This window comes from Alterinioella sp. (genome assembly GCF_058343375.1).
This window is the reverse complement of sequence record NZ_JBTUJH010000045.1, coordinates 1-12,762: the sequence shown is the minus strand read 5'-3', so window position 1 is coordinate 12,762 and position 12,762 is coordinate 1. Positions and strand designations below refer to the sequence as shown.

Below are 12,762 nucleotides of genomic sequence, written 5' to 3'. Positions count from 1 at the left end.
GGTGGCCGCCAGGGCCTCGAAGGCGCGCAGATCGCCGATGCCCTCGATATGCAGGCCAAGCGCTGTAACCCGTGGGTCGCGCAGCAGAACCTGGCCGATCTGCGCCAGCCCGATCTGGGCCTGGTTGCCCACTGTGACGACAAAGGCCAAGGGCAAGCCGCGCCTCTGCATGGTCAGGTTGATGGCGATGTTCGAACTTTGCGTCAGGATCGCAACGCCGCGATCGACCCGTTTGCCGCCATGCTGATCGGGCCATAAAAGCGCGCCGTCGAGATAGTTGATAAAGCCGTAACAATTGGGGCCGAGGATGGGCATGTCGCCCGCCGCCGCCAGCAGCGCGGCCTGCAGATCCGGGCCATCGGTCATCTCGTCCCGTGCCTCGGAAAACCCCGATGCAAAGCAGACCGCGCCGCCGGCCCCCATATCCGACAGCAACCGAACCGCCTCTACTGTGGCGTGCCGGTTGACCCCGATGAAACAGGCATCAGGGGCGGCCGGCAGATCCTCAGCCCGGGCGAATGCAGCCACGCCGCCGACGCTGTCGCGCTTGGGGTGGACCGGCCATATCGGCCCGGCAAAGCCCATGTCCCGGCAGCGTTGCACCACGTTTTCACACCAGGCCCCGCCGCCGATAACGGCGATGGATCGGGGCCGGAACAGCCGCTCCATCTCAGGCCCCCAGGGGGCGCAAAAGATCGCGGCTGATGATGTGGCGCTGGATCTCGCTGGTGCCGTCCCAGATACGTTCGACCCTTGCATCGCGCCAGAACCGTTCGATCGGGAGATCATCCATCAACCCCATGCCACCATGGATCTGCAAGGTCGCATCGGTGACACGGGCCAGCATTTCGGTGGCGTAAAGCTTGGCCGAGGCAATCTCGCGATTGGCTGGCAGCCCCTGATCCAACCGCCAGGCCGCCGCCAAGGTCAGCAGATCGGCGGCGTCAATTTCTGTAATCATATCAGCCAGTTGAAAACTGACGCCCTGGAATTTTCCAATCGGCTGGCCAAATTGCTCGCGTTGCGCCGCGTAGTTCAGGGCATAGTCAAAGACCCGCCGGGCGCGCCCGACGCTGTTTGTGGCAACCGTGATCCGGGTGGCATAGAGCCAGTCATTCATCACCGCAAAGCCGCCATCAACCTCGCCCAGAACCTGGGCATCGGGCAGGCGGCAATCGTCAAAATCCAGCACCATATTCTTGTAGCCGCGATGGCTGACCGACCGGTATCCATCGCGGATGGTAAAGCCCGGCGTGCCGCGATCGACCAGAAATGTGGTGATGCGCTTCTTGGGGCCGCGCGGGGTCTGATCCTCGCCGGTGGCCACGAAAACAATGATGAAATCGGCATGATCGGCGCCCGAAATGAAGTGTTTTGTGCCATTGAGCACCCAATCCCCGCCATCGCGCAGCGCCGAACATTTCATGCCGCGCACATCCGATCCGGCCCCGGGTTCGGTCATGGCAAGCGCATCCATCCGCTCGCCGCGCACCGCCGGCAGCAGATAGCGCTCGCGCTGATCGCCCTTGCAGGCCATCAGGATATTCTGCGGTCGGCCAAAGAAATGCGTCAGGGCCATGGAGCCGCGGCCCAGTTCGCGTTCGACCAGCGCAAATTCGACATGGCTCAGCCCGGCACCACCAACCTCCTGAGGGAAATTGCAGGCGTAGAACCCCAGCTCGATGGTCTTTTGCTTGATCCGTTGGGCCAGATCTGGCGGCACCTCGCCGCTACGATCAACCGCTGCCTCATGCGGGTAAATCTCGTTCTCGACAAATGATCGCACGGTTGCAACGATCATCTCCTGCTCATCGGTCAGCCCAAAATGCATCGCCCGCGTCCTCTTGCTGATCATTGGGGAAAACCGTGCCGGTGGTTGCGCCGCGTCACCATGCAGGTTTAGGTGGATATCATGCAGAATTCGCAGAAATCATCTGCCATGACGCAGCAAATCGGGGTGCTGCTGTTCGAAGATTTCTCGAACCATTGCCTTGCCAATGCGGTGGAGCCGTTGCGCGCCGCCAATATGCTGTCACGAAAACCCCTGTATCAGTGGCAATTCGTGACCCTCGATGGGGCCCCGGTGACATCTTCCGGCGGCCTGCCGGTGCTGCCCGAGGCGCGGCTTTGCGATCATCCCGGCGGCGATATGCTGCTGGTGCTGCCAAGCTATGGCCATTTGCGCCATGCCACGCCGGCAACAGCGCGTGCGCTGCGCGCGGCGGCGCGCCGGTTCGCCCTTTTGGCGGGGCTCGATACCGGCAGTTGGCTGCTGGCGGCGGCGGGGTTGCTGGACGGCTATCGCGCGACCATCCACTGGGATGAGTTTGAAAAGTTTTCCGAAACCTTTCCGCAGGTCACCAGTGATATCGCCCGCTTTGTCATCGACCGCGACCGCGCCAGTTGCGGCGGTGCGATGACGGCGTTCGATCTGGTGCAGGATCTGATCGGGCGCGCCCATGGCCCGGCGCTGCGCCTCGAGATAGCATCGCTTTTCATGCAAGGTGCCCCCATGCCCCGCGAGGCCACGGCACAGGTAAATCTGGTCGATGCGGCGGTTGTGCTGATGCGCCAGAACCTGGAGGATCCGCTGAGCATCCCGGCGCTGGCCCGCAGGCTTGGCTGCACCCAACGCAAGCTGGAGGCCCGGTTTCAGCAGCGCCTGGCCGACAATCCGCGCAAAATCTATCAACGGCTGCGGCTGCAGGCGGCCCGGCGGATGATGGCAGAGACCGAAATCCGCGTGGCCGAGATCGCGCTGCGCTGCGGCTATGGTGATGCCAGCGCCATGGCGCGTGCCTACCGGTTGGAATTTGGCTGCGCACCAACCGCCACCCGGGCGGCGCATCAGTTGGGGCGCGCGGTTCCGATCACCGGGGCCAGCAGTTCATCATCGAAATGAGTATGCTGCGCCCGGCCCCGGTTCTTTGAGGTATAAAGCGCGATATCGGCGTCATTGAGCATCTGATCGGGGTCGGGCACCTCATAGCGCGACGCCAGAACCGAGCCTGCGCTGGCGGAAATCCGGCAGGGCTGACCGGCGAATGTCGTGGGTTCTTCCAGCCGGGAAATCAGCCGGTCGGCGATGGATTGCAGCAATTCCGCATCGTCGCAATCGCGAAACAGCAAGACAAATTCATCGCCGCCCACACGGGCCACGATATCGCCCTTGCGAATTTCATCGCGCAGAATATCGGCAACATGGGTCAGCACATGGTCGCCGGCCGCGTGGCCGAGTGTGTCATTGACCTCCTTGAAGAAATCGAGATCGAGATGCATGAGGCCAAATCGCGCCATCGGCTCTGCGGTCAGTTCTTTCAGCGTCGCATCCATGGCGCGGCGATTTTGCAGGCCGGTCAGCGCGTCGGTCAGCGCCTGTTCTTCGGCATTTTGGCGGGCCGCCTGCAACCGCGCGGTCAGGTTGCGCGATTCATGGGCGATGGCGGCATTGGCTTCGCGCAGATAAAGCAGGTCAATCGTTTGATCGCAGGGCGAAAAATCATTCAGCGTCAGGTCGCAATCGGCCACGGCACGGGCGAAAGAGACGCCGAGCGACAGGCTGATGAAACCGCCCTGCCCGGCCGCCATGGGCACCAGAACACCGCGAAACGGCAGATCAGGCCGCGATTTCAACGCCAGCCGCAGACGTTTGCCTTTCAACGCCAGAAGCGGCGACAACCCCTGCGGGACCGAGGGGCGCAGAATGTCGATCACGTCAAACAGGGGCTGGCCGGGCAGATCGGTCTTGCCCGCGATCTTTGCCAGCGTTGGCCCCACCCGCATGACCTGACCCGCATCCCCGAACCAAATGTGCATCGGCATCAGCACATCGACGGCGCATCCCGCCAGTTCGATCCTGGCCGCACCCGGATCCGCAACGCCGGTCATATCGGGTTTTCCCCCAGGGAAAAGCTGCGCCCTTCAAAATGCGCGCTATCAAACAGGTCGATGCGGACCCGTTCAACCCCCGGCCCGCCATCTTCGGCGACAAAAAACGCCAGCGTTCCGTAATCATCGGCCAGCGCCCTGAGCGCACCCAGAAAGACCGACCCGGCCCCGCGCTGCCCCCATCTGACATCCAGCGCAAAACTGGCCCCCTCAAGCTGGCGGATATGCAGGTCGGGCATGTCGAGATCGGGCACCGCAAGACGGGCACGGCCAGACAGATCATCCAAAGATTGCAGAAAGTCGAAAAACGTATCGCCGCCAAACCGCAGCAGGCGCCGCAGCGGTTCCAGATTGGGATGGGTTACCAGATAGTTGCCCATATCCTCCAGCAGGGATGCCTCATCCTTGTGCAACACGGCCACGGCTGCCGAAACCGTGTCACCGGTCAGGCGATCCTCGTAATGCAGCATCGATTCAAAGCCGTCGAAAGGCAGGCCTGCCTGGCTGCGCACCTCATCCCAAATATCCTTGCCATAGGTGTCGGTCAAAAACCCCTGCAAGGCGCGGTTCACCAAACCGTGCATTCTCAGGCTCCCGCAAATAATATGCCGGTCTGATAGCGCGTCAGGGATTAAGAAACCGTTCCCCGGATCTCAGAAATCGGTCGGCACGCCGCCCTCGGATTTGCGCCGGTCGACAAAGGCCCGCAATTCGTCTCGGATGCCATCCTCCATCGGCGGGGCCTCGAAATCATTGATGATATCCTTGTAGATCCGGTTGGCGCGCTGCGCGGTCCATTCGCCACCGGCCAGTTCCCAGGCCTCAAAATTGCTCCAGTCGCTGGCAAAGGGCGCGTAAAACGCATCCTGATAGCGGTCCTGGGTGTGCTGCACGCCAAAGAAATGCCCGCCCGGCCCGACCTCTCGGATGGCGTCAAAAGCCAGATCCTCAGGCTCGGTCGACCAGAGTTTCGGGTCGAAATAGCGTTGGATCATCTGCAAGACCTCGCAATCCATCACAAATTTCTCGGGCGAGGCAATCAGCCCGCCCTCCAGCCAACCGGCCGCGTGATAGATCATGTTGCCGCCCGCCTGCACCGCCGACCACAGCGAATTGCAGGTCTCCCACATCGCCTGCCCGTCGGGCACATTGGCCGCGCAGACACCGCTGGCGCGCATTGGCAGGCCATAATAGCGCGCCATCTGGCCGGTCATCTGCGTGGCGCGCATATATTCCGGCGTGCCGAACGCAGGCGCGCCCGATTTCATATCGACATTCGAGGTGAAGGTGCCGATCGCCACCGGGCATCCCGGCGACACGAATTGCAGCAGCGCAATCGCCGCCAGCCCTTCGGCAAGGCTCAGCGTCACCGCGCCCGACATGGTGACGGGGGCCATCGCCCCGGCCAGGGTGAAGGGCGTGATCACCACCGCCTGACGGGCCCGCGCCAGGATCATCGCGCCCTCCAGCATCGGGAAATCATGCTGCAGCGGCGAGACCGAGTTGATGTTGGTATACATCCTTGGCGTCGCCTCGAATTCCTCGCGCGTCAACCCGCCCGCGATGCGCACCATTTCCATCACATCCTCGACCCGCTCCTTGCCCAGAGAATAGGCATGCGCGGCCTTATCGGTCAGGGTCAGCTTTTCATAAAGACAATCGAGATGGCGGATAGAGGCATGGATATCAATCGGTTCGACCGGGTAGCCGCCGGCAAAATGGATGCAGTTGAAATATTGCGTCAGCTTGATGAATTCGCGGTAGGTCTCGAAATCGCCCGACCGTTTGCCGCGATCCAGATCCCAGGCATTGGGCGGCGAGGAGACATTGCCGAACACCATGTGATTGCCGCCGATGGTGATCACCTTGTCGGGGTTGCGCGGCGTGATGGTGAACTGGCTGGGGGCCTGGCCCACCATCTCCATCACAAAATCCGCATCCATCCGCACATTGGCACCGTCGATCCTGCAGCCCGCGCGGGCCAGATACTCCCGCGCCTCCGGGTTCAGAAACTCGATGCCGATATCAGACAGAATGCGCATCGCGCCTGTATGGATAGCCAGCACACCCTCCGGGCCCAGGGGGTCGGTCGGGCGGTCGGGATTGACCGGAATGCGCCAGGGCATCTGGTCAATCGCCGCGGTGCCGGCGCGGTCGGCATTGCCCTTGCGGCCACCGGCACGGCGGCGGCGGGGGGCGGCATCTGCGCTCATTGGTGATCTCCCGTTATGGCTCGAGGGTCACTGTGGCCCTGCGCCGCCCATTTGGGTTTTCATTTAGCGACGGATTGTGAACCCGTTTGCGTCGCTTTTGATTTCGCATGTGCCGCTTGCAGGCCGCCGCCCGGGGCAAGCTGCGCGGGCAGGTCGCTGATATCGGGCAGGATCAGATCGGCATGCGGGGCCAGCATGTCGCGCCCGGCCATGCCGCTGAGAACGCCAATGGCCAGCATTCCCGCCGCGCGGCCGGCATGCAGGTCATGCAGGCTGTCGCCGATCATCGCCACATCGCCCGCGATCAGCCCGAAATGATCGGCAAAGGCCGCGCACATGCCGGGGCCGGGTTTGGCCCCATGGCCAGAGTCGAACCCTTGCACCGAATCGAAACAATCCAGAATGCCCGCCTCGGCCAGTTGCGCCTTGGCCGCGTGTTCGGAATCGTTTGTCGCCACGCCAAGGCGCAGCCCCATCATGCGCAAATCGCCCAAAAGCGGGCGCAGCGCGATGACCTCAACCATCGTGGCGCGCGCCGCCGCCATGCTGATCCGGGTTTTCAGCGTCACCGCGTCGGTGCCCGCCAGCATCGGCAACAGCGCCGTGACCACATCCGCATCGGTGCCGGCAATCAGGCAGCTGTCGGGCGCGAAACTGCGCGCGCCCGTATCATACCCGATCTGCGCGCCCATCTGCGCGGCGCACCCGGCATCGCCATCGGCCAGATCCATCAAAAGACCATACGCAAAACCTGACCAGCTGCGCTCGAAATCGAACAGCGTGCCATCCTTGTCGAACAATATACCGCTGATCATCGCCCACGGGCCTCCTGCTGCCGATTCACACCGCCGACAGTGTCATGACGCACCGGCCCTGTCACTGCCCGGCCTTGACCGGTTGTCGCAAATGTTGTCATTGTCAATCATGGACGGCGCGCGAAGCAAATTCAGCCTGCATGACAGCATCGGCTTTCATACCACATTGGCCGCCCGGCTGGTCGAACGCCGGGTCGAGGATGGGCTGAAGGGATTTGGCCTGACCCGGATCGGCTGGTGCATTCTGCTGGCGGTGGCCGAGGAAGGGTTGAAGAACCCCTCCGATATCGCGGCATTCGTGGGCATTGACCGCACCGCCACCTCGCGCGCGCTCAGGGCGCTTGAAGCCGAAGGGCTGATCCGCCGCGCCATCGGCCAGACCGACCGCCGCATGACCGAGGTTTCCCTGACCGATCATGGCTATGCAAGGATGATGCAGGCGATGCCGGTCTGTCAGGAAAACATGGCGCATTTCAACGCCAAGCTCAGCAAGGGCGAACAGGCGGAGCTGAAAATTCTTCTGAAAAAACTTTACGCCGGTGAAGATGAGGTGATCGGCGAATAATCGCCAAATGGGTCAGGTCCAATTGACCATGGCCCCGCCGGGCAAGGATTGCCGGGCCTCGAAAAGCGCCTCGTAAGGCAGGCTCAGATGATCGCAACAGGCCATGACCCAGGCATCATCCATCATCAGAAAGTCCAGCAAAGACAGTTGCATGCCGGGTTCTGCGGCCTGCGCTCTCAAATCTTCGATACGCGCCCCGGTGCTGCCCAGAAAAACCGGCAGCAGCTCCTCGTTGCCAACCAGCCAGGCCATGGCATTCAGCGCAATTTCGGCGGCGCGATCAGCGTTCATGTGATGCCTGTCTCTACCATATTAAAGGCTTTGTTAACCTTTCCCTATCATGCATGAACAAAGCCCAGAGATAAACCACCGGCGGAGCATTCGATGACAGGGCGCATTCTAGTTGTGGACGATGTGGCCACCAATCGCATCGTCATGAAAGTGAAGCTTGCGGCCGCGTGCTATGGCGTGTTGCAGGCCGATTGCGGGGCGGCAGCGCTGCGGATCGCGAAGGCCGAACAGCCGGACCTTATCCTGCTTGATGTGCTGATGCCCGACATGAGCGGTGTCGCCGTCTGCGAGGAATTGAAAGCCGACCCCGCCACCGCCGATATTCCGGTCATCCTGATCACCGCGCTGGCCGATCAGGACAGCAAGATGCAAGGGCTGCAACGCGGGGCCGATGATTATCTGACCAAACCGGTTGATGAGGTGACGCTGCTGGCGCGGGTCCGCTCGCTGTTGCGCGCGCATGAGATTCAGCGCGAATTGCGCCTGCGCGAGCAAAGCTGCGCGGGCTATGGCTTTGCCGAACCGGCGGCCGGGTTCGAGGCGGCGGGCAAGGTGGCGCTGGTGGCACCCGATGCGGCCACGGGCGTGTCATGGAAACACGCGCTTGAAGCGCAGGGAACACAGGCCCCGCAAATCCTGCCGCGCGAACAGGCGCTATCGGGCCATGGCATGGATAAAGCCCCCGATGTCTATGTGATCTCGGCCGATCTTGGGGCCTATAATGAGGGTCTGCGGCTGCTGTCCGATCTGCGGTCGCGGCCGGCGTCACGCCATTCTGCGGCGGTGATGATCCTGCCCAAGGATGACGCCGAACGCGGCGCGGTGGCGCTGGATCTGGGGGCCGGCGATATTTTGTATAATCCGTTTGATCCTGCCGAACTGGCGGTGCGGATCAAGACCCAGCTCAGGCGCAAACGCCAGTCCGACCGGCTGCGCGCCACGGTTGAGGCCGGGCTGGAACTGGCGGTGACCGACAGCCTGACCGGATTGCACAACCGGCGCTATGCGCTTGGCCAGCTGGCGCGGCTTCTGGCCAATCCGGGGCGTGGCCTGGCGGTGATGATGCTGGATCTGGACCATTTCAAGACCGTGAATGACCGCTTTGGCCATGCCGCAGGCGACCAGGTGCTGGCCACGGTTGCCAAACGCCTGCGCCATGAATTGCGCGGTCATGACCTGGTGGCCCGGTTGGGCGGCGAAGAATTTCTGGTCGCCCTGCCCAATACTGACCCCGAATACGCGCTGCAATGCGCCGAACGTCTGCGTCAGGCCGTGGGCGGGCGGCCCATCACCATTGTGGGGCTGGATCAGCCGGTCACCGTCACGATGAGCGTTGGCATCGCCCTTGGGCCGACCGAAGGCGATATCGCCGAATCCCTGATCGAGCGGGCCGACCGGGCGCTTTATGGCTCCAAATCGGATGGGCGCAATCTGGTGACAGTGTCAGCCTCGGCCGCCTGATCGGGCCGGATGGCGCAAATCATCCCCAAAGGGCCAAATCATCCCCAAAGGGCACAGTGATGTTTGCGCGTCAGGGCGCGCGCCTGCACTCACCGGCGACCGCGCCGGTTCAGGATCTGCAACAGATTGTCCGCAAACGCGTCGCGGGCGGCAGGCGACATGGTGGCCAGATGGTCCAGCAGCGCGCCATTGCCCCGGTCCTGCAAGTTCAGAACTATGCCACGCTGCACCTCCAGCGCGGCCTCGGCTGCCGCGCGGTCAAATGGATCACCGCGCACCGATTGGGCAAATCCACGCGCCGCCTCGACCAGCTGCAGACGTTGGCGCCGCATCATCTCCCGATCGGCCCCGGCACGTTGCATGACGGCGGCGCGGTCGTCACGCTCCAGCGCAAAGGCCAGCGGCCCAAGCCCCAACAGACGCGCCGTATCAGCCCGATTTTGCTGCCCGTCCTCGCCGCGCCCGCCCAGAAAGGCCCCGCCGATTGCACCGGCAATCAACAGGTTCAGCGCCAGACTCACCGCCAGAACGATTTTCACCCCGCGCGGTATACGTCTTTTGACCGGTGTTTCGACAGGCATGCTCATGGCTCAGCCATCCTCCAGATACAGCAACTCACCCCAGCCATAGGCCAGAATATCGCCCTCGATCAGGCCGCGTTCACTGAGCTGCCCGGACAGAAGCGTATCGATGCTGTCGGGCGCATATATGCCGATCATCAGCCCGGTGACAGTCGCCGCCACCAACCCGCCCGCGCCGCGCCAGCCACCAATGCTGGACAGCCAGTCGCCAAACCCGCCCCGGACCGGCACAGGTGCGGGGGCCTGCAAACCGGCCTGCACCGATGCGGCATCGGCCAGCACCCGCGCCATCAATGCCTCCGAGGGCACCGCCGCGTCGCGGGCGGCGCTCAGCAGATCGGTCACATCATCACGGTCTTCAGTATTACGGTCTTCAGTCATAGCCCAAGGCCTCCTTCTGGCCTGCCAGTGCCTTGGCCAGCGCGCGTTTGCCGCGCGCGGTCAGGCTTTCCACGGCCTCGATGCTGATCTCCAGCACCTCGGCGATCTCGGGGTTCGAGACCCCTTCGATATGGCGCAGCACCACGGCCTGGCGCTGGCGTTCGGGCAGGGTGGCCAGCGCGCTGTCCAGCGCGGCCATCCGGTCTGCCCGGATCAATCTGTCATCTGCCGCCAGACCATCATCGGCGGGCTCGTCGGTTTCGTCCAGCCCGACCGCGCGCCCGGATCGGCGCAACCGATCCACGGCCAGGTTCGCGGTCACACGATACAGCCAGGTTGAAACCTTGGCCCCGTCTGCCTGCCAATCCGCCGCCGTACGCCACAGGCGCATCATGGCCTCTTGTGCCACATCCTCGGCCTCAACCCGGTCGCCCAATACGCGGGCGGCGTGGTTCAGAACACGTGGCAGCAGGCGGGCCGTCAGAATCCGGGCCGCCCCGGGGTCGCCGCGGGCGAAAAGCAGCATGAGGGCATCATCCCGCAATGCGTCCAGCTCGGCGTCCAAAGGCTCCATTCTCCTGTCATAGCCCGCCTGCTACCGGGGGCAAAGGGCATTGGCGGGGGAACGCCGCCCTTTGCCAGGGGGACCTCAGTTGCCCCAGTTGCGGAACCAGCCGCCGCGTTGGGCACCACCGCCCCGGCGCATCATGCCGGTCGCGACCTGGTCAAACTCGGCCTCGGTCACCACGCCATCGCCATCGGCGTCAACGCGGGCGAACATGGCGTCAGGATCGGCCTGGGCCGGGCGCATGTCATCCATTTCATTGGCGCTCAGCATACCGTCCTCATTGTCATCGAACCGGGCCATCTGGCGGTCGACCATGATGGCCATGCGCTCAGTCGCATGGGCCAGCAATTCGTCACGGCTGAGATTGCCGTCACCATCGGTATCGGCCTCGGCAAAACGAGCCTGGCGGGCCGATTGCATCTCTTCCAGCGTCAGGCTGCCATCGCCATTGACATCGAGATCGGCAAATGCGGGCCGCTGCATCGGGCCATCACCGATCCTCATCGCATTCGCGGGCAGGCTGACGGCCAGACCGATGGGGATCAGCAGGCTGAGCAGAAGGGCAGATTTCATCGACATGTCAAATACTCCATTTCTTGACTGTATGAAGGTTCCACGCAGCAGCGCGGGCATTCCGTCGCAATTTCGGAAAAATTTTTAGCGGGGGGCTGCGCGGCCCCCGATCCGGATGATAAGAAACCCTGAAATCAGATCAGAAGGCCCGCAAATATGGACAGCACCGTCAATCTTTCGCCGGAACGCCCCGTCTGGCCCGCCCTGCGGCGTGGCTGGCGCGGGCGCTGCCCGAATTGTGGGCAGGGGGCGCTGATGAAAGGCTATCTGAAACTGCGCGACAGCTGCCCGCAATGCTCTGAGGATCTGAGTTACGCCCGCGCCGATGACGGCCCGGCCTATGTCACCATTCTGATCGTCGGCAAGATAATGATCGGGCTGATGCTGCAGGTGTTCATCGTCTATCGGCCCGAACCGATGGTATTGGCGACCGGCTTCATCATTGGCTCGGTCGCGCTGGCGCTGTTTTTGCTGCCCCGTCTGAAGGGCGCGTTTGTGACGCTGCAATGGGCCAAGAGGATGCACGGATTCTAGACAAAAGCGCCATCCGCAACGCCGCCACCATCATCATGCTGCGCGACGCCGATACGCGCCCGCGCGTGTTGATGGGCCAGCGCGGCAAGGGTGCGGCCTTCATGCCGTCGAAATTTGTCTTTCCCGGCGGGGCCGTCGATGCGGTCGATGCCGAGATTCCGCTGGCCCAGGATCCGCCCGCCGATTGCGCCACCCGTCTGGCCAGGGGCTCTGACCTGCCGCCCGCCGCACTTCTGGCCGCCGCCACGCGCGAGCTGTGGGAGGAGACCGGCCTGCTTTTGGGCCGCCGCGATGCCCGCGCGGGCCAGATCATGGCCCCCAAGGGCTGGCGCGGCTATCTGGCCACCGGCCATCTGCCCGATGGCGCGGCGCTGCGTTTCGTGTTTCGCGCCATCACCCCGCCGGGTCGGCCGCGCCGGTTCGACGCCCGGTTTTTCATGGCCGATGCGGGCGCGCTGGCCAATGATCCCGATGATTTTGCCCGTGCCGAGGATGAGCTGAGCCACCTGCAATGGGTGCCGCTGGATCAGGTCCGCGCCTTTGACATGCCCTTCATCACCGAGGTCGTGCTGGCCGAGATCGGGGCCATCCTGAACGGTTCGGCCCAACCCGGGGTGCCGTTTTTCAACAATCTCGATGCAATCAGCCGGTTCGAGCGGCTCTGACTGTCTGCCCCGCGCATCGGCCCAAGCCGCTTCGAAGCGGCTTTGCACGCGGTTTCGAAACCGCGTAAAGGCGTTTCGAAACGCCTTTGCCCCCGTGGCCCTTGCACACAGCGTTCTATAGCGCGTCGCGCCTGATCGGATGCGAGCATTCATCACCCGGACCGAGGCAGCGTTCGCGCAATCGAATGCGTTCGGGTCGGCCGGTGAATTCGATTTGGCGCGACGCG

General features: G+C 63.3%; 16 protein-coding genes. 5 read left to right on the top strand and 11 right to left on the bottom strand.

Annotated elements, in window-relative coordinates; genetic code table 11:
- Together ACW8PS_RS07580 and ACW8PS_RS07575 are read right to left on the bottom strand one after the other, a co-directional pair.
- A partial coding sequence (locus ACW8PS_RS07580; RefSeq protein ID WP_491526742.1) for a CoA-binding protein occupies nt 1-669 on the bottom strand: 669 nt, incomplete at its 3' end.
- A gap of 1 nt (nt 670) precedes the next feature.
- Nucleotides 671-1,831, bottom strand: a complete 1,161-nt coding sequence (locus ACW8PS_RS07575; RefSeq protein ID WP_491526743.1) for an acyl-CoA dehydrogenase family protein — start codon at nt 1,829-1,831, stop codon at nt 671-673.
- A 108-nt stretch (nt 1,832-1,939) separates the two neighbouring features.
- Between ACW8PS_RS07575 and ACW8PS_RS07570 the strand changes: the two genes are divergently transcribed.
- Complete coding sequence (locus ACW8PS_RS07570) at nt 1,940-2,902, top strand: GlxA family transcriptional regulator (protein WP_491526741.1); 963 nt, start codon at nt 1,940-1,942, stop codon at nt 2,900-2,902.
- Here the strand turns inward: ACW8PS_RS07570 and ACW8PS_RS07565 are convergent.
- The 4 genes from ACW8PS_RS07565 to ACW8PS_RS07550 all read right to left on the bottom strand — a co-directional run bounded on the left by ACW8PS_RS07565 (nt 2,848) and on the right by ACW8PS_RS07550 (nt 6,916).
- Nucleotides 2,848-3,888: a diguanylate cyclase domain-containing protein gene (locus ACW8PS_RS07565; protein WP_491526740.1), complete on the bottom strand. Its 1,041-nt coding sequence runs from the start codon at nt 3,886-3,888 to the stop codon at nt 2,848-2,850. The two genes, ACW8PS_RS07570 and ACW8PS_RS07565, sit on opposite strands and share 55 nt — an antisense overlap.
- Nucleotides 3,885-4,472, bottom strand: coding sequence for a heme NO-binding domain-containing protein (locus ACW8PS_RS07560; RefSeq protein ID WP_491526739.1), 588 nt, complete (start codon nt 4,470-4,472; stop codon nt 3,885-3,887). The genes ACW8PS_RS07565 and ACW8PS_RS07560 overlap by 4 nt, the downstream gene beginning before the upstream one ends.
- A 69-nt stretch (nt 4,473-4,541) precedes the next feature.
- Complete coding sequence (locus ACW8PS_RS07555) at nt 4,542-6,101, bottom strand: trimethylamine methyltransferase family protein (RefSeq protein ID WP_491526738.1); 1,560 nt, start codon at nt 6,099-6,101, stop codon at nt 4,542-4,544.
- Nucleotides 6,102-6,160: 59 nt separating this feature from the next.
- Nucleotides 6,161-6,916 (bottom strand): HAD family hydrolase, encoded by a 756-nt coding sequence (locus ACW8PS_RS07550; RefSeq protein ID WP_491526737.1) that lies wholly within the window; start codon nt 6,914-6,916, stop codon nt 6,161-6,163.
- 91 nt (nt 6,917-7,007) lie between these two features.
- On the opposite strand from ACW8PS_RS07550, the gene ACW8PS_RS07545 reads away from it, so the two are divergent.
- Nucleotides 7,008-7,481 carry a MarR family winged helix-turn-helix transcriptional regulator gene (locus ACW8PS_RS07545; RefSeq protein ID WP_491526736.1) on the top strand — a complete coding sequence of 158 codons (474 nt, stop codon included), beginning with the start codon at nt 7,008-7,010 and terminating at the stop codon, nt 7,479-7,481.
- Nucleotides 7,482-7,493: 12 nt separating this feature from the next.
- On the opposite strand, the gene ACW8PS_RS07540 is transcribed toward ACW8PS_RS07545, so the two are convergent.
- Entirely contained in the window at nt 7,494-7,772 is a 279-nt protein-coding gene (locus ACW8PS_RS07540; protein ID WP_491526735.1) for a DUF3572 domain-containing protein, read from the bottom strand.
- Nucleotides 7,773-7,865: 93 nt separating this feature from the next.
- Here ACW8PS_RS07540 and ACW8PS_RS07535 point away from each other — a divergent pair, with 93 nt between their 5' ends.
- Entirely contained in the window at nt 7,866-9,233 is a 1,368-nt protein-coding gene (locus ACW8PS_RS07535) for a diguanylate cyclase domain-containing protein (protein WP_491526734.1), read from the top strand.
- Between the two features lie 89 nt (nt 9,234-9,322).
- Here the strand turns inward: ACW8PS_RS07535 and ACW8PS_RS07530 are convergent, their stop codons facing one another.
- The 4 genes from ACW8PS_RS07530 to ACW8PS_RS07515 all read right to left on the bottom strand — a co-directional run bounded on the left by ACW8PS_RS07530 (nt 9,323) and on the right by ACW8PS_RS07515 (nt 11,342).
- Entirely contained in the window at nt 9,323-9,820 is a 498-nt protein-coding gene (locus tag ACW8PS_RS07530) for a periplasmic heavy metal sensor (protein ID WP_491526733.1), read from the bottom strand.
- Between the two features lie 3 nt (nt 9,821-9,823).
- Nucleotides 9,824-10,195 (bottom strand): hypothetical protein, encoded by a 372-nt coding sequence (locus ACW8PS_RS07525; RefSeq protein WP_491526732.1) that lies wholly within the window; start codon nt 10,193-10,195, stop codon nt 9,824-9,826.
- Nucleotides 10,188-10,721, bottom strand: coding sequence for an RNA polymerase sigma factor (locus tag ACW8PS_RS07520; RefSeq protein WP_491526731.1), 534 nt, complete (start codon nt 10,719-10,721; stop codon nt 10,188-10,190). The genes ACW8PS_RS07525 and ACW8PS_RS07520 overlap by 8 nt, the downstream gene beginning before the upstream one ends.
- Nucleotides 10,722-10,844: 123 nt before the next feature.
- Nucleotides 10,845-11,342, bottom strand: a complete 498-nt coding sequence (locus ACW8PS_RS07515; protein WP_491526730.1) for an EF-hand domain-containing protein — start codon at nt 11,340-11,342, stop codon at nt 10,845-10,847.
- A 150-nt stretch (nt 11,343-11,492) separates the two neighbouring features.
- Between ACW8PS_RS07515 and ACW8PS_RS07510 the strand changes: the two genes are divergently transcribed.
- Nucleotides 11,493-11,870 (top strand): DUF983 domain-containing protein, encoded by a 378-nt coding sequence (locus tag ACW8PS_RS07510; RefSeq protein ID WP_491526729.1) that lies wholly within the window; start codon nt 11,493-11,495, stop codon nt 11,868-11,870.
- Nucleotides 11,843-12,535 carry an NUDIX hydrolase gene (locus tag ACW8PS_RS07505; protein ID WP_491526728.1) on the top strand — a complete coding sequence of 231 codons (693 nt, stop codon included), beginning with the start codon at nt 11,843-11,845 and terminating at the stop codon, nt 12,533-12,535. Before ACW8PS_RS07510 ends, ACW8PS_RS07505 begins: the two co-directional genes overlap by 28 nt.
- Nucleotides 12,536-12,762: the final 227 nt, after the last annotated feature.